Raw genomic sequence first — 22,936 nt, forward strand, 5'->3', positions numbered from 1 at the left:
GACAAGTGCATCGGCTTCGGCAAGTACTAGCGCATCGGCTTCAGCGTCAACAAGTGCGTCAGCCTCAGCATCGACAAGTGCGTCAGCTTCGGCATCGACAAGTGCATCGGCTTTAGCAAGTATCAGTGAGTTAGCTCCAGCATCGACAAGTACATCGGCTTCAGCAAGTACCAGTACGTCAGCTCCAGCATCAACAAGTGCATCAGTCTCAGCAAGCACCAACTCTTCAAATTCAGTAAACCATTCGAACTCACAAGTTGGAAATAGATCTGAATCATCAGGTAAATCACAAAAAGAATTACCAAATACAGGTACTAAGTCATCAACTGGATCTGTGTTACTTGGAGCTTTAGCAGCTGTTACAGGTATTGGATTGGTTGCGAAACGCCGTAAACGTGATGAAGAAGAGTAAGATAACCTATAAATTTAGGCTAAACTAACTTACGCATGTAAATCATAGAAACCCCTTGGAAAAGTATAATTTCCAAGGGGTTTTTACTATTATATAGCTGAAATTTTGACTAAAAAATTGTATAATAAACATAAGGAGAAAATCGCTAGTGAATGATAAAATAACGGTCATTGTACCGGTATACAATGTAGAAAACTATCTAAGAAAATGCCTAGATAGTATTATTGCTCAAACATATAAAAATATCGAGATAATTGTCGTAAATGATGGTTCTACTGATACTTCAGGTGAGATTTGTAAAGAATTTGTAGAAATAGATCACCGAATTATCTATATAGAACAAGAAAATGCTGGCTTGTCTGCTGCACGAAATACTGGTCTGGAAAATATGTCCGGCGATTATGTGACTTTTGTGGACTCGGATGATTGGATTGAGCAGGATTATGTAGAAACCCTATACAAAAAAATAACAGAGTATCAGGCTGATATTGCAGTTGGTAATTATTATTCTTTCAATGAAAGTGAAGGAATGTTTTACTTTCATATATCAGGAGACTCCTATTATGAGGAGGTATATGATAATGTGTCCATCTTTGAGAACTTGTATGAATCCCAAGAAATGAAGAGTTTTGCCTTGATATCTGCTTGGGGTAAACTTTATAAGGCAGGATTGTTCGAGCAGTTACGCTTCGACATGGGTAAATTAGGAGAGGACGGTTACCTCAATCAAAAGATTTATTTGTTGGCAGAAAAAATTGTTTATATCCATAAAGGAATCTATTCTTATCGCATCAGAAATAATAGTTTATCTAGGACTTGGACAGAAAAGTGGATGCATGCCTTGGTTGATGCCATGTCTGAACGTATCACTTTATTAGCTAGTCTAGGATATCCTTTAGAAAAACATTTAGCTATTTATCGTCAGATGTTAGAAGGAAGTCTTTCTAATGGGAAGGTCAGTGGCTTAGAAGAAACTCCTACCTATAAAGAATTTGAGACAAAAAAATATCTACTAGACAAACTTGAAAAAACTAAGAATACACAAAAGAAAGCCATTGTACTAGCAGCAAACTATGCCTATGTAGACCAAGTTTTGACGACGATCAAGTCTATTTGTTATCATAATCGTTCGATTCGTTTTTATCTGATTCATAGCGATTTTCCTAATGAATGGATCAAGCAAATAAATAATCGCTTAGAAAAGTTTGATTCAGAAATTATCAATTGTCGAGTGACTTCTGAGCAGATTTCAAGGTACAAAACGGATATCAGTTATACAGTATTTTTACGCTATTTCGTAGCTGATTTTGTAAAAGAAGATAAGGCCCTCTACTTGGACTGTGATTTACTTGTAACGAAAAATCTAGATGACTTGTTTGTTACAGACTTACAAGATTATCCTTTGGCTGCTGTTCGAGATTTCGGGGGCAGAGCCTATTTCGGTCAGGAAATTTTTAATGCTGGGGTTCTCTTGATCAATAATGTTTTGTGGAAACAAGAACAGATGACTCAAAGGTTGATTGATTTGACCAATGAATGGCATGACAAGGTGGATCAGGCAGATCAGAGTATCTTGAATATGTTTTTTGAACATAAATGGTTGGAATTGGACTTTGATTATAATCATATTGTCATTCATAAGCAGTTCACTGATTATCAGTTGCCTGTAGGTCAGAATTATCCTGGTATTATTCATTATCTTTCCCATCGTAAACCGTGGAAAGATTTGGCGGCACAAACCTATCGTGATGTCTGGTGGTATTATCATGGACTTGAATGGACAGAATTGGGACAAAATCATCATTTACATCCATTACAAAAATCTCACCTTTATCCGATAAAGGAACCGTTCACTTGTCTCATCTATACAGCCTCAGACCATATTGAACAAATTGAAACATTGGTTCAATCCTTGCCTGATATTCAATTTAAGATTGCGGCTAGAGTCATGGTCAGTGATCGATTGGCTCAAATGACAGTTTACCCAAATGTCACTGTCTTTAATGGGATTCACTATTTGGTAGATGTCGATCATGAATTGGTAGAAACCAGTCAAGTACTTTTAGATATTAATCATGGCGAAAAGACAGAAGAGATTTTAAATCAATTTTCTGAACTTGGCAAGCCCATCTTAACCTTTGAAAACACCAAATCCTACGAAGTAGGTCAGGAGGTATATGCTGTTGATCAAGTTCAAGCAATGATTGAAAAATTAAGAGAAATAAGCAAATGAAGAATAATCATCTATTAGGAGATACTCTGATTTTGACGGTTAGTGATCAGATTGAACAGTTGGATTATCTCCTTGAAAGCTTGCCGAACGTTTGTTTTTATATTGCAGCACCTGTCCAGTTTTCCGAGAAAATTCGTTGTTTAGAAACGAACTATAATGTCCGTCTCCTAACGATTACAAATGAAGAACAGCTAAACTTTTTAGTCAATACGTGTGACTTTTTACTAGATATCAATCACTTTCAAGAAGTGGATGCTATTGTATCAAGGTTTGTACAGGCTGAAAAACCTGTCTTTGCATTTGACAATACAGTCCATGGAAATCAGGGGCAGGAAGTTTTTCTATCAAGTGCACCAGAGAAATTGGTTTCTAGAGTGAGAGAGTATCTGAATGAAGTCAGAGTCGGCACCAATCATCAAGAAAAAATTATCCAAGATGGGACTTGGAATGTCTTTCAAATAAATGATAAGGCTAACTTGGCTGTAGGAGCCAATGTCATTTGTAGAAATTTTGAAAATTTCCATGTCTCTTCTGGTAAGTTAATACTGCACGATGGTGTCTTTATCAATAACTCTTGTAGTTTTAACTGTATGGAAAGAATTGAAATCGGAGCAGGTACCATGATGGGGGAAGGTGTCCGTTTTTATGATCACGACCATATTTATACCGCTGAAAAAATCGAAAAGTTGCAGTGGACTACAGCTCCGATTAGAGTTGGACGAGATTGCTGGATTGGAAGTAACGTCACGATTTTAAAAGGAGTGACTATTGGAGATAATACCATTATCGGAGCAGGTTGTCTTATTCGAAATGATATTCCATCAAACAGTGTAGTTTATAATGATGGGAATCTTTGTGTAAAAAGAAGAGATTAAGAGGGAAATAGAATAAATCAAGGCTAGGAAAGTTAGTATATGGGAAATGAACTAATTAGTATTGTGGTTCCAATCTACAATGTTGAAAAATATTTGCGACAGTGTTTGGATAGTATTCTAGATCAGACGTATGAACATTTCGAATGTTTGCTAATAAATGATGGATCTCCAGATAATTCAGCAGATATCTGTAAAGAATATGTTGATAAAGATGCTCGTTTCCATTATTTTGAGAAGGAAAACGGAGGTCTCGCATCAGCACGTAATTTTGGGATTAAGTATTCAAAAGGTAAATATATCACGTTTATTGATTCGGATGATTGGGTGGAATCGGACTATTTAGAAGTATTGTATTCAAAAATAAAGGAATACAATACAGATTTTGTTATTTCATCTTATAAAAAATTTGATATGGATGAAGATTGTTTTTATCTTCACATTTGGGATCAGGATTATTATGAAAGAATATGGACTAGTCAGGAATTGCTAAGTCAGCTGCCAAACCTTGAAAATTATGATGGTTCTTACACAGTTTCTTGGGGGAAATTATTTAAACGTTCTATATTTGATGAGATATTATTTAATGAGCAACGGAAATTTGGAGAAGATTTCGAGTGTAGTTTTAAATTGTATTTGAGTATGACAAGTTGCTTATATATTCATAAGGCCCTCTATAATTACAGATTGCATTCTGAATCAATGTTGGGGCAAGTTGTGACTGAAAGACAGTTGATGGATGATATTGAAATTCGAGTAGGACGACTACCCTATCTCATAGTGAGAGGAATTGATTCGTCTCCATATATTTCAAATTTGAAATCGTTTATCCAATATAGAATAAATGAAAAGGAAAAAGTAGGTTTAGAAAATTCAAATGCGATACAGATGTATCAAGAAATACTTAGAAATTTATAGGAAATAATATCATTATTCTAAATGAAAATGATAGCTATTGATATGAAACAAAATCATAATCATTATTTAAACTTGCTATAATAGAAATTCTAAAAATCAGATAAAAGAAAAAGAGTTTTCTATTCTTAAAGTGAATTTTAAAAAGATAAGAAATATGAAACTACATTTAACGAATTTATACGGCATGGCTGGTGATAGTACGGTTATTCTAGCCCAAAATGCTGTTCAAAAAATAGCCAGTCAACTGGGATTTAGAGAAGTTGGTATCTATTTTTATAATATTGCTTCAGATAGTCCTTCTGAAATGAATAAACGTCTGGATGGCATTATGGCCAGTATTTCAATTGGAGATATCCTAGTATTTCAGTCTCCAACCTGGAATGGCTTTGAGTTTGATCGTCTCTTGTTTGATAAGCTAAAAGATATGCAGGTGAAAATTATTTGCTTTATCCATGATGTTGTTCCTCTCATGTTTGATAGTAATTATTATCTCATGAAAGACTATCTGTATATGTATAATCTATCGGATGTTTTGATTGTTCCATCTGAACAGATGAAAGAACGCCTGATAGAAGAAGGCTTGACAACAAAGAAGATTCTCATTCAAGGGATGTGGGATCATCCTCATGATTTATCCCTATACACTCCGATTTTTAAAAAAGAACTTTTTTTTGCAGGAAGTTTAGAGCGTTTCCCAGACTTGCAAAATTGGTCTCAAGATACACTTTTGAGAGTATTTTCAAATAAAGGAGAAGCTAGTTCTAATGCTAGAAATCTGAGTATTGAGGGATGGAAAAAAGATGAGGAACTATTACTAGAATTATCAAAGGGTGGATTTGGCCTTGTCTGGGGAACTTATCAAAACGATGGAGAAAGTAACCAATACTATACTTTAAATATATCTCATAAGGTGAGTACCTATCTGACAGCTGGCATACCAGTCATTGTGCCAAGTAGCTTGTCAACTGCTAAATTTATAGTAGATCAAGGCTTGGGCTTTGTGGCGGATAGTCTAGAAGAAGTTCATGAGATAGTTGATAAAATGAATGTAGAAGAATATCAAGAAATGACGAATCGTATCAAGACCTTTAGCTATTTGTTAAAAGAGGGGTATTTCACTAAAAAGTTATTGGTAGATGCAATTTATCACTTGGGAATTGATTAAGGGAATGAAATGAACAAAACAATTGTACTAGCAGGGGATCGCAATTATACCAGGCAGTTGGAAACAACGATAAAATCTATTCTATACCACAATCGAGATGTTAAGATTTATATTTTAAATCAAGATATTATGCCAGATTGGTTTCGCAAACCACGAAAAATTGCTCGTATGTTAGGTAGTGATATTATTGACGTGAAGTTACCAGAGCAAGCTGTATTTCAAGGTTGGGAAACTCGGGAGTATATAAGTCCAATGACTTATGCCAGATACTTTATACCAGATTATATTTCTGAGGATAAAGTTTTATATTTGGACAGTGATTTAATTGTAAATCAATCTTTGGAACCATTATTTGAGATTGACTTTGATGAATATTTATTAGCAGCTGCTTGGGATACGGATGGTGTCACATTTAATGCAGGAGTGATGCTTATCAATAACAAAAAATGGCGTCAAGAGAAATTAAAAGAGCGACTAATTGAACAATCAATAGTTACATTAAAAGAAGTGGATGAAGGGAAATTTGAAAATTTTAACGGTGATCAAACGATTCTGAATCAAGTTTGCTCTAATAGATGGTTAGAGCTAGACAGAGGGTACAACCTTCAAGTAGGTCATGATGTAACTGCTTTTTATAATAGATGGGAAAACTATTTTAATGAATTAGTATCACCTAGCATCATACATTTTGTGTCCTATAGAAAGCCTTGGTCAACCTTGATAGCCAATCGTTATCGTGATTTATGGTGGGAATTCCATGATTTGGAATGGACTAAAATCTTACAACATCATTTAGGAGAGTTTGAACTTCTACCTCTTCTAGATAGAGAATTTTCGTGTTTAACTTTAACTAATTCTCAAGATTTAGAAGGAATAGAGGAGCTAGTTACAGCTCTACCAGAGGTGGTATTTCATATTGCTGCTTGGACGGATATGGGAGATAAGCTAACAAAATTAGCTGTACATGATAATGTGAGATTGCATCCCCAAATTGTTCCGCCTGTGTTAGACAGGTTGAAAAAGTCAACAAGTCTTTATTTGGATATCAATCATGGTAGTGCAGATGAGAACTTTTTAAAATCTTTGAAAGAACAAGGAAAAACGCTATTAGCTTTTCAATCGACTCAGCATGGAGAAATAGGACAAATTGTTTTCGAAAATGGGAAAGTTTCCTTTATGATTGATGCGATAAAAGATTTTAAGAAACAAGGACATCTTACCTGTTTTCGACAACTTCCAAGTTTGACTTGTTTAACGTTTACGGCTTCTCAGGATATTGAACAGCTGGATTACTTGGCTGAACACTTACCCAATGTTGTTTTTCAGGTTGCTGCCTGGACAGATATGGGGCCAAAACTATATGATTTATCTAATCGTTATCCTAATATTCAGCTCTATCCAGCAATTTCTAGAGATAAGCTAGAAGAGTTGAAGGAAAAGATGGATGTTTATTTAGATATCAACTTACTGACTTCAACAGCTGATATCGTTGCAGAAATGACTCATCTATCTAAACCTATACTAGCCTTTTATAAATCTCAAAATGGGAATAACTGTCAAAGATTGTATTCTAGTGAACATCCTGAACGAATGTTGGTTGATTTGCAAAAATTGATAAATAAGTCTATGCTAGAAAAACCGCTTGATCCAATCCAGGTGAAAGGGATAGATGAAACCTTGGATTATATTATTGAACACAATTCTTCTTTGGTTCGTTTTGGAGATGGGGAAATCAATATGCTTGCAGGGCATTCGATTCCCTACCAGGATTATGATGAAGAGTTGGTTTCAATCATGAGAGATATTATCGGCCAGGAAAGTAGAGAAGAATTAGTAGTGTGCCTTCCTGATGCCTTTATAGATCGTTTCAGGTTTACATATTGGGCGATTCCCTTTTGGAAAGATCACATGGATCATTATATGGATTTTTACAGAGAACTATGTAATGATTCATGGTATGGCTCAACCTTTGTATCTCGACCTTATATCGATTTTGAAGACAAGAGTCAAGCTAAATCCCAATTTGAAAAATTGAAAAGTATCTGGAAAAACCGTGACTTACTGATAGTTGAAGGAGCGACCTCTCGTTCAGGTGTAGGGAATGATTTGTTCGATGAGGCAAATTCTATCAAGCGAATTATCTGTCCTTCTCATAGTGCCTTTTCTAGAGTTCATGAAATTGAACATGAAATTGAAAAGTATGCTGCTGGTCGCTTGATTTTATGTATGCTTGGGCCTACAGCAAAAGTTTTAGCCTATCATTTAAGTCGAAAGGGTCACCAAGTCTTAGATATTGGGCATATTGACTCCGAGTATGAGTGGATGAAGATGGGTGCTAAAACCAAGGTTAAATTTTCACATAAGCATACAGCAGAGTATAATTTTGATCAAGATATTGAGTTCATTGAGGATGAAACCTATAATAGTCAGATTGTTGCAAGGATATTAGAATAACTTATAAGTATAATTAATGAGTTCACAATTTTGATTGAACATTTTTAGACAAATAAAGAAATTAATGAGGGTATCTCTCTAAAATAATAGATATTTTAAATAAAATGAGTCTATTATGAACAGGAATTTGAAGAAACATTTTCATGATTTACCTGGAGGCTACCCAACAACTATATTGCTATATAAATAAAGATTTATTCTATAATTTTAAGATTGTAGGTGAAATGTATGGAATCTTTGATTAGTGTTATTATTCCAGTTTATAATACTGAAAGTTATATTGGAGTTTGTTTGGAAAGTCTTGTTAAACAGACTTATACACATTTTGAAGTGCTTATGATTGATGATGGTTCTACAGATAATTCAGGAAGAATTTGTCAGGAATATACAGAGAGTGACTCCCGTTTTCATTACTATAGGAAAGAAAATAGCGGAGTTTCCTCTGCTCGTAATTTGGGGATTGAATACTCCAGAGGTGATTATTTAACTTTTGTTGATTCAGATGACTGGGTTGAGGAAGATTATTTAGAAGTTCTATATTCTGCTCTAGTATCCGAATCTGCGTCAGTCTCAATTTCAACATATAAAAGATTTTCTATGGAAGATAATACTTGGTATTTTCATTCTTTTCAACGAGGTTACGATAAACGAGTCTTTCATCATCTAGAACTAATCAATGAATTAATTGATTTGGATTCTTTCGATCATTCATATCGTTTTGTAAGTGGAAAGTTAGTAAGAAAAGATGTTGTGGGGGATATTCGTTTTAATTCTCTAACTAGTTTAGGTGAAGATATGGAATTTTGGTTTAAAATCTATCTAATCTCACCTAAATCTGTCTATATCAATAGAGATAGTTATGTTTATAGAGTAGGTGAAGGCTCGACGAGACATTTTAGTTTACTCAAGATCAGGTGTGATTTACAGCAACGTGAAAATTTTATAGCTCTTCTTGCTGCTCGAAATATAGATGTTGGTCGATACGTAGACAATTTTGTATCCCTGTTAAAATTTCGAAAAAAAGAACTGGAAGATAAAAATCTATCATCAACAGATACTATGAAATGGATTAAGGAAACATTATGTTTACTTGATAAGTAAGTGAATAAAGTGATTTTAATTTTATGTAAAGATGATAGAATAAAATCTATTTGGTTTAATTTATGCAGGACAATAAATAATGTTAGTAAGAATAAATGATAAGGATTTAAAATGGGAAATACCAAACGTGCAGTAGTATTTGCAGGTGATTACGCTTATATTCGACAAATTGAAACAGCTTTGAAATCAATCTGTAGACACAATAGTCATTTGAAAATTTATTTGCTAAATCAGGACATTCCTCAGGAATGGTTTAGTCAAATAAGAATATATTTACAAGAGATGGGTGGCGACTTGATTGATTGCAAGTTGATTGGCTCACAGTACAAAATGAACTGGTCTAATAAACTACCTCATATCAATCATATGACCTTTGCTCGCTATTTTATTCCAGATTTTGTAACAGAAGATAAAGTTCTCTATCTAGATAGTGATTTGATTGTGACTGATGATTTGACCGATTTGTTTGAATTAGATTTGGGTGAAAATTATTTGGCTGCAACTCGTTCTTGCTTTGGAGCAGGTCTTGGATTCAATGCTGGTGTTCTCTTGATTAACAATAAACAATGGAAATCTGAAAGTATCCGGCAACAATTGATTGAGTTAACAGAAAAAGAACATGAGAATGTGGCAGAAGGTGATCAGTCAATTTTGAATATGCTTTTTCATGACTCATATATTGAAATAAACGAAACGTTTAATTACCAGATTGGTTTTGATAAAGGGGCCGCAGAACAAGGACATGCTTGGATTTTGGAAAAATCAATTAATCCACTCCCTAAAGTTTTGCATTATATTTCTAATGATAAACCTTGGAATCAATTTTCTGTAGGACGTCTCCGAGAAAATTGGTGGAATTATTCTTTTATGGAATGGGGGTATATCGTATCTACTTGGAAAGAAAGGGGAGAGCACTATTCTGCTAATATATATAAGCCGAAATTAACTTGTATGAATCTGACTAACTCATGGTGTGTTGAGAATATGAAATTTTTAGCTCAGTCTTTACCTGAAGTACATTTTCATATTGCAGCTCACACTTTTATGGCAGATGAGTTAAAAGTTCTATCTAGTTTTCAAAATGTCAGCTTATACCCTAACTCATTTCCAATTCTAATAGAAAAAGTTTTAAAAGAATCTGATATATATTTAGATATAAATCATGAGGATAAATTAGGTTATATTTATGATTTAGTCAAGAAGCATTCTAAGCCTATGTTAGCTTTTGACAATACTCGACTTCCTAATCTCGATGATAGTTCATATGAAAGTATTTGTTCACATGAAAGGCCAGAAGAAATGGTAGAGGTTATAAGAAAATACATGGAGAATCAATTATGCAACAATCAATCGTTCTAGCTACGGATAATAATTACTTGGTACAGGCCGAAACAACAATCAAGTCTATTCTTGTTCATAACACAAATGTATGTATCTATGTTTTGAATAATGATATTGCTCCAGAGTGGTTTAAGTTATAAAATGCGACATTAAGTACAGTAAATTCACGAGTTATTAATATTCATGTGGATAAGAATATGTTTAACAATTATAAAACAGGAGACTTGATTAACTATACAACTTTTTTTAGATATTTGATTCCGGACTTAATTCCTTCTGATAGGACCTTATATTTAGATTGTGATTTGTTAGTAGCAGGAGATTTATCTGAATTATTTACTATTGATATGGAAGGAAAACCTGTTGCTGCTGTTGCCAGTCCCTACGCATGGGAAAGTGATTTATATGGTTTTAACGCAGGAGTCTTACTGATCGATAATAAGTTGTGGAGAGAGAATCTTTATATACCTCAGCTTTTAAGTTTGACAGAGGAGAAGCAAGCTGAGGTTGCAATGGCTGACCAAAGTATATTAAATATTTTCTTTCAACATAATTGGAAGGAAATTGACAGCACATATAATTATCTGGTAGGATTGGATTATAATTATAGAGATGCAGAATTGCCGAGATTAGAAAATGAACTCCCTATAATTATCCATTTCGCAGGGACACACAAACCTTGGCATACTTATAGTAGTACTCGACTTCGTGAACTTTGGTGGAGTTATAGAAATTTGGATTGGCTTGAAATTTTGTCAAAAACTCCTAATTTGGATTTTGGACAACGAAGTCATCAATCAAAAAAGCAAATATTTATTTTAACACTGGCTGCAGAAATAGAACATATCCACTTTCTTATCAGTTCTTTATTTGATTGGCATTTTCATATCGCAGCTCCGTGTGATTGCTCTGAACCGTTAACTTCGTTATCTCAGTATACAAATGTGACAGTATATCAAAATGTTTTGCATAGTAAAATTGACTGGTTGTTATCTGATTCAATCGTTTATTTAGATATTAATCACTATATAGAGACGATGAATATTCTTAGTAGAGCGAAAGAGCAAAAACTTAAGATTTTCACGTTTGATACTACAAGGAAATCAAATGATGATAACTTATACGATGGAATATTTTCAATTGATAGACCTGATGAAATGGTTTCGGCTATACAGTTGATTGAGCCAGATTTTTAATAGTTGTTTGAGAGGCTAAAAGTTGAACAGTCTGAAATTTATTGAGTATGTATTACGAAGATTTCTTAACTTATATTTATCATAAAAATACTTTGATTATTTTTGTAAATATTAAAATTGCTTGAATTATTCAATAACTAATTTATAAAATTAAGATAGATTAAAATTTTGAATTTTTGATGAAGTTGTTTTTGAGAAGTAGTAATATTTTTAAGTTATTGTTTTGATTTTTAGGGCTTTATATAATGATTGAACCATTTAAAATTTAGAAACCATGTTAATGTTATGGATAGAGTGAATAAGGGGTTAATAGTTTATGAAGAAAGCAATCGTACTGGGGGCAGATAATGGTTATATGGATAAGGTGGAAACTACCATCAAGTCTGTTTGTGCTCACAATCATAATATAAAATTTTACATATTTAACGATGATTTGCCCTCTGACTGGTTTCGAATTATGAATTTCAGATTGAAAGCTAATCATTCTGAAATTGTAAATGTAAAAATTTCTGACCATACTCTTAAAAATTACCGGTTAGCAATTAGTTATCTTTCCTACGCAGCCTATTTTCGCTATTTCATAGGAGAATTTGTAGAAGAAGATCGAGCGATTTACCTTGATTCAGATATAATCGTAACATCTTGCTTGGATGAATTGTTTAACATCGATTTGGAAGATTATTGGTTAGCCGGAGTTGCTGATTACTTTGATGGAGATTATACGGGTGGATTTAACTCGGGAATGATGGTTATTCCTGTTAAAAAGTGGAAGGAAAGTGATATAGCCAATCAACTCTTACAATTAACAGAACAATACCATCAAACAGTATTTGGAGATCAGGGGATTTTAAATATCTTATTTAAGGAAAAGTGGAAAAAAGTGGGGCGCCTTTATAATTTTATGGTTGGTATGGATACGCTGGCTCAAGTTGTGAATGATGAGTCTTGGTATCAATCATCTTTACCAGATGGTGTTTTACCAAAAGTTATTCATTATACGGGCGATAAACCTTGGTATCACTTATCAAAGAATCGTTATAGATCTATATGGTGGTTTTATTATAGTGTGGAGTGGTCAGATATTCTTCTGAGAAAAAATCCTATAAAAGGTCAATTATTGAGCGATTTTAATACTCTTATTGACCCTCCTCTTTTTCATACTGCGATATTTACAGATTCATGTGAATTGGAGCAGATTGAAAGGTTATTAATAGAGTTTCCTCAGGTACATTTTTCGATTTTAGCACACACTTCATTTGCTTCGTCTGTTATTGACTTACAACAATTTTCAAATGTATCTGTATATCCGGGATTCATTCCTTTTACATTTGATGAAGTGTTAAAAAATCTTGATTTTTATTTAGATATTAACCATGGAAATCAAATAGCTGATATTATTAGTAAAGTTCGTGCATTAGGCAAACCAATCTATTCCTTTGATGTTACTAATCATGACGATGCAGGTTATAATAAAGTTTATGAAGTTTCTGAAATTATGCAAATGATCAAAGATATAAAATTGTATCTTGGAACAATAAAATAGGGATAAAAGAGATGAATAAAATAATAGCGATGGGGGCCGATAATGGCTATATGAATAAGGTAGAGACAACTATTAAATCAATAGCAGCTTTTAACGATCATTTTAAAATCTATGTATTTAATGATGATTTGCCATCAGAATGGTTTCGTGTTATGAATAGGCGTTTAGCCCCACTTGATTCGGTAGTAGTTAATGTAAAAATTTCAGATAACAATTTGCGAAAATACAATCTCCCAACACCTCATTTATCATACGCTGCTTATTTTCGTTTTTTTATTCCAGATATGATAACTGAGGATAAAGTATTGTATTTGGATTCTGATATTATAATCAATGATGATTTAACGAATCTTTTTGAAATTGATTTAGGGAATAGTCCTGTAGCTGCAGTCAGAGATGAATTGCAAGAAACAAATTTTAATTCGGGGGTATTGCTTATTAATAATTCTTATTGGAGAGCTCACTCAATCTCAAGGCAACTTTTTAGTGTGGCTGATCAATATCATGAAGTTGAGTTTGGAGATCAAGGAATCTTAAATCGTTTTTTTGTAGGACAATGGAAAGAACTGGATTCCAAATATAATTTTATGGTAGGTATGGATACCATTGCTGAGAGATTTCAAAAAAACGAATGGTATGAAAAAGCAAATAAATATGAGTCTCTGATTTCCATTATTCATTACACAGATAGTAAACCTTGGTCATCAGTGTATAATAATCGTTTAGGAGATAGATGGTGGTTTTATTATACATTGGAGTGGTCAGATATTATTCTACGAAAAGAGATTATCAAGCATGGTTTAGAAGTGGTTACAGAAAAAGAAAAGTATCACACTGCAATTTTTACGAATGCTTGTGAGATGGAACATCTGGAGTATTTAATAAAAGCACTACCAGAGGTTCATTTTCATATTCTAGCGCATACTAATTTCGCCTCTCAAGTAGTTGATTTACAACGTTATTTAAATGTATCAATCTATCCTCAGTTTAATCGTTATAATTTTGAAAATATACTAAATAGAATAGATTTTTATTTAGATATTAATCATTACAATGAAATTATGAATATTATTCAAGAGGTTCATAGACTCGGTAAACCGATTTTTTCATTTGATAACACAAGCAAAGATCAGACAGGTAAAAGTTTTATATTTTCTTCGCTTGCTCCTGAAACTATGGTAGAAGAAATCATTACTTATCTTAATTCTTTGCATAAATAAATTAGCCATCTATTGTAAATATTTAATAAATAATTTATAAGATGCAGTATTTAGCAACTAGTAATGAGAGGTGTGAAATGACTAGAAAATCTATTGTATTAGCGGCAGATAATGCCTATCTTATTCCTTTAGAGACGACTATAAAGTCTGTTTTGTATCACAATAGAGATGTTGATTTTTATATTCTTAATAGTGATATAGCTCCTGAATGGTTCAAATTATTGGGGAGAAAAATGGAAGTTGTAAATTCAACAATCCATAATGTACACATTGATAGAGAACTTTTTGAAGACTATAAAACAGGGCCACATTTAAACTATGCTTCTTACTTTAGATTTTTTGCGACAGAAGTGGTTGAATCTGACAGAGTATTGTATTTGGATTCTGATATCATCGTAACTGGGGAATTAACTTCGCTATTTCTGATAGATTTAAAAGGACATTCTATTGGAGCTGTTGATGATGTCTATGCCTATGAAGGACGAAAATCTGGATTTAATTCTGGAGTTTTGTTAATGGATGTTGCAAAGTGGAAAGAACATTCTATAGTTAATAGTTTATTGGAATTAGCAGCTGGGCAGAATCAAGCTGTTCATCTTGGGGATCAGAGTATATTGAATATTTACTTTGAAAATCAATGGCTACCATTAGAAGAAAATTATAACTATATGGTTGGTGTTGATATTTATCGTTTAGATCAGGAGTGTGAACGTTTGGATGACAATCCACCTACAATTGTTCACTATGCTAGTCATGATAAGCCATGGAATACATACAGTATATCTAGATTACGTGAATTATGGTGGGTGTATAGAGACCTAGATTGGACTGAGATTGCTTTTAAATATTCTAACCTTGATTATTTTGTACGATCAAAGCAATCTGAGAAGAATGCTTTTGTTGCAACATGGGTATTAGAAGTAGAGCATTTAGAGTTCTTAATTCGTGAGTTACCTGATTGGCATTTTCATATTGCTGCTCCAGTGTATTGTGCATCTGCTTTAACTAATCTTTCTATGTATAAAAATGTAACTATTTATCAAAATATTATTCATAAAAGGATAGAATGGCTATTAGATGATGCAACTCTCTATCTAGATATTAACCATGGGGCTGAGGTCTTCGATGTTTTGTCTAAAGCTAGAGAGAGAGGAAGAAAAATCTTTACTTTTGAAAATACTAGAAAGTCATCTGATGATAGTATGTATGATGGTATTTTTTCTGTAGATAGACCTGAAGAAATGTCCAGAGTCTTAAGGAAATTAGAAGTCTGATCTTTATCATTTAGTGTAAGAATAATATATAATAAAAGTGAGATTTGACCCCAAAGCAAATAAAGGAGTATTTTGTGACTAAGATTTATTCGTCTATAGCAGTAAAAAAAGGACTATTTACCTTATTTCTACTGTTTATCTATGTATTGGGAAGTCGTATTACTCTCCCTTTTGTTGATTTGAATTCCAAAGATTTCTTAGGTGGTTCAACAGCCTACCTAGCTTTTTCAGCAGCCCTTACAGGTGGAAACCTAAGAAGTTTATCTATTTTTTCTATAGGATTATCACCTTGGATGTCTGCAATAATTTTGTGGCAGATGTTTTCTTATTCTAAAAAATTGGGGCTAAGTTCTACAGCGATTGAAATTCAAGATCGCCGAAAAATGTATCTGACCTTGCTGATAGCTGTTATTCAATCCTTGGCGGTTAGCTTGAGCTTACCAGTACAATCCCCCTACTCGGCAATTTTGGTTGTTCTAATGAATACCTTGTTGCTGATAGCAGGAACAATTTTTCTGGTTTGGTTGTCAGATTTAAATGCTAGTATGGGTATTGGTGGTTCTATTGTAATCCTCCTATCCAGCATTGTTTTAAATATCCCTCAGGATGTTATTGAAACTTTTAAACTGGTTCATATCCCTACAGGAATTGTTGTCTTGCTTGTTTTTATGACCATTATATTTTCTTACTTGCTTGCCATTATGTATCGAGCTCGCTATTTGGTTCCTGTTAATAAAATTGGCTTACATAATCGTTTTAAACGCTATTCTTATCTCGAAATTATGTTGAATCCTGCAGGTGGGATGCCTTATATGTATGTGATGAGTTTCCTGAGTGTACCAACTTATCTGTTCATCTTGCTGGGTTTTATCTTCCCTAATCATTCAGGGCTAGTGGCTTTATCAAAGGAATTTATTGTTGGGAAGCCTTTGTGGGTCTATGTTTATATTTCGGTCTTATTTTTATTTAGTATCATTTTTGCATTTGTTACTATGAATGGAGAAGAGATTGCAGACCGCATGAAAAAATCTGGCGAATACATCTATGGAATTTATCCAGGTGAGGACACTAGTCGATTTATTAATCGATTGGTCCTTCGTTTCTCAGTCATAGGTGGTCTCTTTAATGTGATCATGGCAGGTGGTCCCATGCTTTTTGTTTTGTTTGATGAAAGGTTATTAAGATTGGCAATGATTCCAGGCTTGTTTATGATGTTTGGGGGCATGATTTTTACGATTGGAGACGAGGTCAAGGCTTTAAGGTTAAATGAAACCTATAAACCCTTAATTTAGGAGAATTTTATGTATTATTTTATTCCAGCTTGGTATGGTTCAGAAAGAACATGGCATGCAACTATCACTCCATGGTATTTTTCTCATTTTCGTTTTGAATTTGATGATACCTTTCATCAGATTCGCCTCCTTCAAAGGCAAGATATAGATTCTCGTCTATTAGTATTAGCTTACCAGCCTCATCTACGTTATTTTTTACATAGACATGGGGTGTTAGAAACGGATACTTATTCCGTTTTTGATGTTATGCAAGATTTTCATAATCTCCATACCCAAGTTTTAACCATTAGAGATATTGAGTGGGATAATGACTGTGAATTTATTTATAGTCCCTTTACTATTATCGTTCAAAAAAATGGGAAGAAATTCGCTAAGGTTGAACATGGGGTTGAAGGCTTCATCAGTGATATACAGTATTTTGAACCGAATGATCAAATACATATGCACTATATCATGGATGATCGTGGATTTGTATCGAGTGTTATCTTTTTTGAAGATGGGCAAGCAGCCTATCAAGAATATCTGAATCCCAAGGGAGTGTGGCAATTTAGAGAGCATTTAAAAGAAGGCGGACGGGTAGAAGTTAATCCCATTTTTGGTTACCGCTTTAAAGCGCTTATCTATCAAAATATGGGAGACTTGGTGGCAGAATTTTTTGAGAATTATCTGCAAAAATATGTGAAGGATCAGGATATTTTTATGGTTCCTTCTCATTCTCATCATGACCAGCTAGTATTAGACCGTTTACCTAGAGAAAATCCGAAACTGTTGAGTCTTTTTATTGGGCGTAATCCTCAAGATACCTTTAGGGATTTAGATTTAACTTTTGAAAAATCGGATTTGATTTTGGTGGATAGAGAGGATAGTTTACGATTGTTGCAGGAGTTGTATCCTGAACGAATGCATCAATTTTATCATTTATCATCTTTTGACACCCGATTACGATTGGGACGAAGCCAAACTAAGAAAGAATCCATCATTTACTATCAACTGGATTTTGAGCAGGGGATTGATAGTCAAGCCCTGCTTCAAGTCTTGTCCTTTGTCGCTGAAAATAAAGATACTGAGGTGATTTTTGGAGCTTTTGCTGCTAGTCAGGAGCAAATGAATGAGGTGGAAGGGATTGTTGAGTCTTTAATACAAGAAAACATTCAATCTGAAAGTCTGGGAAAGGCGATTGATTATGGTAATGCAGAAAATCCTCTGGAAGAAAACCAACACCAGGACTTACGCTTGCAGTTTGTCAACTTAAATGATGAGTTAGATTTGATAAGAACACTAGAATTTGTTCGTTTGATTGTGGATTTGAATAGACATCCTCATCTCTATACACAGATAGCTGGGATTAGTGCAGGAATTCCTCAAATCAACCTAGTTGAAACCGTCTATGTTGAACATTTAAAAAATGGTTATTTGTTGACAGATTTGACAGAATTTTCTACGGCTGCACATTATTACACAGATAGGTTGAAAGAGTGGAATGAGTCCTTGATTTATTCGATTGATAAGATTAAGGAGCACACTGGACAACAATTTCTTGGAAAATTAGAGAAATGGATAGAGGAGGTTAAAAATGTCAAAGGAACTTAATATTTTACAGATAGGACTTACCAATTGGGGAAATCATTATGATATACCTGAAAATATGAGTTGGTATCATTTTTACCCAAACTCATCAGAAGCCCTTCGTGAAATAATAGAAAAAGAGGATATTAGCCGTTTTCATGCAGTTTTAATTGAAGATGCTCAGTATGCTAAAGACTTATTTTCCTTTGTAAAATATTTTGAACCTTATACTTTATTTTATGACCAGAATCTACAAATAAATGATAGAGAGATGGTGGATTTTCTAAAAAAACGATGTGCACAAGCAATTGATTTTTCAAGTCCCCAACAATTAATCAATGATTTGAGTAAATCTCTTTTTGGCGGTGGTTATGGTGATAAACTCTTTCCTTCGACGCTACAAGTGAATCCAAATTTTACAGGGGCTATTTCTTATCAAGGATTGGATTATGTCGGTTTGGAAGGTGGATTTGGACAAGATTTTACCCAACTTGCCTATTGGGCTTATAATATAGTGGTTCAAAAAACACTCCCTATTGAGTTGTGGCTTGAATATGAAAAGCAAGGAAATTGTGACTTTCGTTTGGTTATTCGTAAAATATGGAGTGGCTCTGTTGATGATTTCTTTGAAGAGACAATAGTGTCTGAAAAAGACTTGGAGCAAGCACTTTTTATGGATAGTCGAGATGGAGATTACTTTCTCTCGATATCCGTTGAAGCAAGAGGTCATGGAACTATCAAACTAGGTAATCTTCACCAACGTTGGAGTCGAAAACAATTTGGTAAGTTTGTTCTTGGTGGAAATATCCTACATGATTCCAAGCGTGATGAAATAAACTATTTCTTCCATCCAGGTGATTTTAAACCGCCTTTAGCTATCTATTTTGCAGGTTATCGACCTGCAGAAGGATTCGAGGGTTACTTTATGATGAAAACTCTAGGATGTCCCTTCATTTTATTTTCTGATCCACGTTTAGAGGGGGGCGCTTTTTATCTAGGAACTGATGAGCTAGAGGGAAAGGTCAAAGAGACGATTGCTCATTATCTTGATTATTTAGGCTTTGATCGCAAGGATTTGATTTTATCAGGCCTTTCTATGGGAACGTTTCCGGCTCTCTATTATGGTGCTTCTTTTGAACCTCATGCTATTATAGTTGGTAAGCCCTTGGCAAACTTAGGAACCATAGCTAGCCGCGGACGTTTAGCAAGTCCTAGAGTTTTTCCTACGAGTTTTGATGTTTTAAAACATCAAACTGGAGGAGTAAGCCTAAATCACATGTTGGAGTTAGACCAGCGTTTTTGGAAAGTATTTAAACAAGCAAATTTTTCAAAGACAACCTTTGGTTTGTCCTACATGAAGGATGAAGATATGGATCCTCAGGCTTATGAGAATCTAGTTACTTATTTATGTAATACAGGTGCCAAGATTTTATCTAAAGGAACTGCTGGACGACACAATGATGATACAGATACCAATATTGCTTGGTTTCTTCACTTTTATCGAATGGTACTAGCAAGTGGTTTTGGAAGGGAGAAAGAATGATTATCACACAGAGACAGTCTATTCATTGGGGAGAAGTTGGTGGGACTTATATGTACGGATCAACTGTATCTTATTACCCTGACAAAAGTATTCGGCTCTATAATCCTCTATTGCCATCTGGGGAGATTCTCAAGACTTGGCTTTCTAGTGTCAATTACCAGGCTGCACGGACTCAGCCACAGCTTCCCTTACTAAAAAGAAATCAGGAGTATCAACTATCACTGGTTTTTGATTGTCAGCCTGAAAATGGTGTTTATACCAAGATAACTTTTTTTGACCGCTATGGTGATATTTTAGAAGAAAAGGTAGAAAAAGTGAAAGATTTTATATTTACTTATCCAGAGGATAGTTATACTTATCAAGTTTCTCTTTTAAGTGCTGGTTTTGAAACTTTAACTTTTTATCATTTTTCTATCAAGGAGATTAGAAGTGTTTAGACGTTTAGGTCAAGATTTCCAGCTTAGGAAAGTGAAAAATATTTTAAAGAGGATCAATACCTTAAAAGGCAAGATGTCCTCTCTTTCGGATCAAGAATTGGTCGCTAAAACTGTGGAGTTTCGTCAGCGTCTTTCCAAGGGAGAAAGTCTAGATGACCTTTTAGTAGAAGCTTTTGCAGTGGTGCGTGAAGCAGACAAGCGGATTTTAGGGATGTTCCCCTATGATGTTCAGGTCATGGGAGCTATTGTCATGCACTATGGAAATGTTGCTGAGATGAACACAGGGGAAGGGAAAACCCTAACAGCCACCATGCCTGTCTATTTGAACGCTCTTTCAGGAGAAGGTGTGATGGTTGTTACGCCTAATGAGTATTTATCAAAGCGTGATGCAGAGGAAATGGGCCAAGTTTATCGTTTCCTAGGCTTGACTATTGGGGTCCCATTTACAGGGGATCCCAAAAAGGAAATGAAATCTGAAGAAAAGAAGCTTATTTATGCTTCGGATATCATATACACAACCAATAGTAATTTAGGTTTTGATTACCTAAATGATAATTTGTCTTCGAATGAAGAAGGTAAGTTTTTGCGACCTTTTAACTATGTCATTATTGATGAAATTGATGATATCTTGCTGGATAGTGCACAAACTCCTTTGATTATTGCGGGTTCTCCTCGTGTTCAGTCAAATTACTATGCAATCATTGATACACTGGTGACAACGCTGGTCGAAGGAGAGGATTATATTTTCAAAGAGGAGAAGGAAGAGGTCTGGTTTACTACTAAGGGTGCTAAGTCTGCTGAAAGTTTCCTAGGGATTGATAATTTATATAAGGAAGAACATGCTTCCTTTGCTCGTCATTTAGTTTATGCGATTCGAGCCCATAAACTCTTTACCAAAGATAAGGACTATATCATTCGTGGGAATGAAATGGTACTGGTGGATAAGGGAACAGGCCGTCTAATGGAAATGACCAAACTGCAGGGAGGACTTCATCAGGCCATTGAAGCAAAGGAACACGTGAAGTTGTCTCCTGAAACGAGAGCTATGGCTTCCATTACCTATCAAAGTCTCTTTAAGATGTTTAAAAAAGTATCTGGAATGACGGGGACAGGAAAGGTAGCAGAAAAAGAATTTCTTGAGACTTATAATATGGCTGTTATTCGGATTCCAACCAATCGTCCTAGACAACGGATTGACTATCCAGATAATCTATATGTCACTTTACCTGAAAAAGTGTATGCTTCTTTGGAGTATATCAAAGAATACCATGCTAAGGGGAATCCTTTGCTCGTTTTTGTCGGATCAGTTGAGATGTCACATCTTTACTCATCTCTTTTATTACGTGAAGGAATTGCTCATAATGTCCTAAATGCTAATAATGCGGCGCGTGAGGCTCAGATTATCTCCGAGTCAGGTCAGATGGGGGCTGTGACAGTGGCAACCTCCATGGCAGGACGGGGTACGGATATCAAACTGGGTAAGGGAGTCGCAGAACTTGGTGGCTTGATTGTTATTGGAACTGAGCGGATGGAAAGTCAGCGGATCGACCTGCAAATTCGTGGACGTTCTGGCCGTCAGGGAGATCCTGGTATGAGTAAGTTTTTTGTATCCTTAGAAGATGATGTTATTAAGAAATTTGGTCCATCTTGGGTTCACAAGAAGTATAAAGATTACCAAGTTCAAGATATGATGCAACCAGAAATTCTCAAAGGTCGTAAGTATCGGAAATTAGTTGAAAAAGCTCAACAAGCAAGTGATAGTGCTGGACGTTCGGCACGTCGTCAGACCTTAGAGTATGCTGAGAGCATGAATATCCAACGTGATATGGTTTACAAGGAACGCAATCGTCTAATAGATGGTTCTCGTGACTTAGAAGATGTAGTTGTGGATATCATTGAGAGATATACAGAAGAGGTAGCGGCTGAACACTATGCCAGTCGTGAATTACTGTTTCACTTTATTGTTACCAATATCAGTTTCCATGTAAAGGAAATTCCAGATAATCTAGACTTAGCTAATCAGAAACAAGTCCGCTCTTTTATTCGACAAGTTGTGAATAGAGAACTCTCTGAAAAGAAGGAATTACTGGAGAAACACGACTTGTATGAACAGTATTTACGACTCTCTCTACTTAAGGCTATTGATGATAACTGGGTGGAGCAAGTAGACTATCTACAACAATTATCTATGGCTATCGGTGGCCAATCTGCTGCACAGAAAAACCCAATTGTAGAATATTATCAAGAAGCCTATGCAGGCTTTGAAGCGATGAAAGAGCAAATTCGTGCTGATATGGTACGAAATCTCCTGATGGGGCTGGTTGAGGTCACTCCAAAGGGTGAGATTATTACTCATTTCCCATAAGAAG

18 protein-coding genes are annotated in these 22,936 nt (G+C 34.7%); all 18 read left to right on the forward strand.

What is annotated here, in order from left to right; all coding sequences use genetic code 11:
* Window positions 1-412, forward strand: a 412-nt coding sequence (locus tag F9B91_RS00005; RefSeq protein WP_150922175.1) for an LPXTG cell wall anchor domain-containing protein, incomplete at its 5' end; no start/stop codon positions are given.
* A gap of 148 nt (window positions 413-560) precedes the next feature.
* A complete protein-coding gene (locus tag F9B91_RS00010) occupies window positions 561-2,645 on the forward strand; it encodes a glycosyltransferase (protein WP_150922176.1) in 2,085 nt (694 codons plus the stop codon).
* Window positions 2,642-3,520, forward strand: a complete 879-nt coding sequence (locus F9B91_RS00015; RefSeq protein WP_150922177.1) for an acyltransferase — start codon at window positions 2,642-2,644, stop codon at window positions 3,518-3,520. Before F9B91_RS00010 ends, F9B91_RS00015 begins: the two co-directional genes overlap by 4 nt.
* A 39-nt stretch (window positions 3,521-3,559) precedes the next feature.
* Window positions 3,560-4,435, forward strand: a complete 876-nt coding sequence (locus F9B91_RS00020) for a glycosyltransferase family 2 protein (protein WP_150922178.1) — start codon at window positions 3,560-3,562, stop codon at window positions 4,433-4,435.
* 154 nt (window positions 4,436-4,589) lie between these two features.
* Window positions 4,590-5,600 carry a sugar transferase gene (locus F9B91_RS00025; protein ID WP_150922179.1) on the forward strand — a complete coding sequence of 337 codons (1,011 nt, stop codon included), beginning with the start codon at window positions 4,590-4,592 and terminating at the stop codon, window positions 5,598-5,600.
* A gap of 9 nt (window positions 5,601-5,609) precedes the next feature.
* Window positions 5,610-8,054, forward strand: coding sequence for an SP_1767 family glycosyltransferase (locus tag F9B91_RS00030; RefSeq protein ID WP_084886782.1), 2,445 nt, complete (start codon window positions 5,610-5,612; stop codon window positions 8,052-8,054).
* 228 nt (window positions 8,055-8,282) lie between these two features.
* Window positions 8,283-9,155, forward strand: a complete 873-nt coding sequence (locus tag F9B91_RS00035; RefSeq protein WP_150922180.1) for a glycosyltransferase family 2 protein — start codon at window positions 8,283-8,285, stop codon at window positions 9,153-9,155.
* 111 nt (window positions 9,156-9,266) lie between these two features.
* On the forward strand, window positions 9,267-10,514 hold the full coding sequence (locus F9B91_RS00040; protein WP_084886778.1) for a glycosyltransferase: 1,248 nt from the start codon (window positions 9,267-9,269) through the stop codon (window positions 10,512-10,514).
* Window positions 10,493-10,636: a hypothetical protein gene (locus tag F9B91_RS11365; protein WP_225306534.1), complete on the forward strand. Its 144-nt coding sequence runs from the start codon at window positions 10,493-10,495 to the stop codon at window positions 10,634-10,636. Before F9B91_RS00040 ends, F9B91_RS11365 begins: the two co-directional genes overlap by 22 nt.
* Window positions 10,637-10,681: 45 nt before the next feature.
* Window positions 10,682-11,692: a glycosyltransferase family 8 protein gene (locus tag F9B91_RS00045; RefSeq protein ID WP_368730871.1), complete on the forward strand. Its 1,011-nt coding sequence runs from the start codon at window positions 10,682-10,684 to the stop codon at window positions 11,690-11,692.
* Window positions 11,693-12,008: 316 nt separating this feature from the next.
* On the forward strand, window positions 12,009-13,235 hold the full coding sequence (locus tag F9B91_RS00050; RefSeq protein WP_084886776.1) for a glycosyltransferase family 8 protein: 1,227 nt from the start codon (window positions 12,009-12,011) through the stop codon (window positions 13,233-13,235).
* Window positions 13,236-13,246: 11 nt separating this feature from the next.
* Complete coding sequence (locus F9B91_RS00055) at window positions 13,247-14,455, forward strand: glycosyltransferase family 8 protein (RefSeq protein WP_084886774.1); 1,209 nt, start codon at window positions 13,247-13,249, stop codon at window positions 14,453-14,455.
* Between the two features lie 77 nt (window positions 14,456-14,532).
* Window positions 14,533-15,729: a glycosyltransferase family 8 protein gene (locus F9B91_RS00060; protein WP_084886772.1), complete on the forward strand. Its 1,197-nt coding sequence runs from the start codon at window positions 14,533-14,535 to the stop codon at window positions 15,727-15,729.
* 74 nt (window positions 15,730-15,803) lie between these two features.
* The gene (gene secY2, locus F9B91_RS00065; protein WP_084886770.1) at window positions 15,804-17,021 is read left to right on the forward strand and encodes an accessory Sec system protein translocase subunit SecY2; all 1,218 of its coding nucleotides are present in this window, start codon (window positions 15,804-15,806) and stop codon (window positions 17,019-17,021) included.
* Window positions 17,022-17,030: 9 nt separating this feature from the next.
* The gene (gene asp1, locus F9B91_RS00070) at window positions 17,031-18,611 is read left to right on the forward strand and encodes an accessory Sec system protein Asp1 (protein ID WP_150922181.1); all 1,581 of its coding nucleotides are present in this window, start codon (window positions 17,031-17,033) and stop codon (window positions 18,609-18,611) included.
* Window positions 18,595-20,130: an accessory Sec system protein Asp2 gene (asp2, locus tag F9B91_RS00075; RefSeq protein ID WP_191962374.1), complete on the forward strand. Its 1,536-nt coding sequence runs from the start codon at window positions 18,595-18,597 to the stop codon at window positions 20,128-20,130. The genes asp1 and asp2 overlap by 17 nt, the downstream gene beginning before the upstream one ends.
* On the forward strand, window positions 20,127-20,567 hold the full coding sequence (gene asp3, locus F9B91_RS00080) for an accessory Sec system protein Asp3 (RefSeq protein ID WP_150922182.1): 441 nt from the start codon (window positions 20,127-20,129) through the stop codon (window positions 20,565-20,567). The genes asp2 and asp3 overlap by 4 nt, the downstream gene beginning before the upstream one ends.
* Window positions 20,560-22,932, forward strand: a complete 2,373-nt coding sequence (gene secA2, locus F9B91_RS00085) for an accessory Sec system translocase SecA2 (protein WP_150922183.1) — start codon at window positions 20,560-20,562, stop codon at window positions 22,930-22,932. Before asp3 ends, secA2 begins: the two co-directional genes overlap by 8 nt.
* Window positions 22,933-22,936 lie beyond the last annotated feature (4 nt).

The sequence above is a fragment of the Streptococcus mitis genome, from assembly GCF_008763935.1.
GTDB lineage: Bacteria > Bacillota > Bacilli > Lactobacillales > Streptococcaceae > Streptococcus > Streptococcus mitis_DB.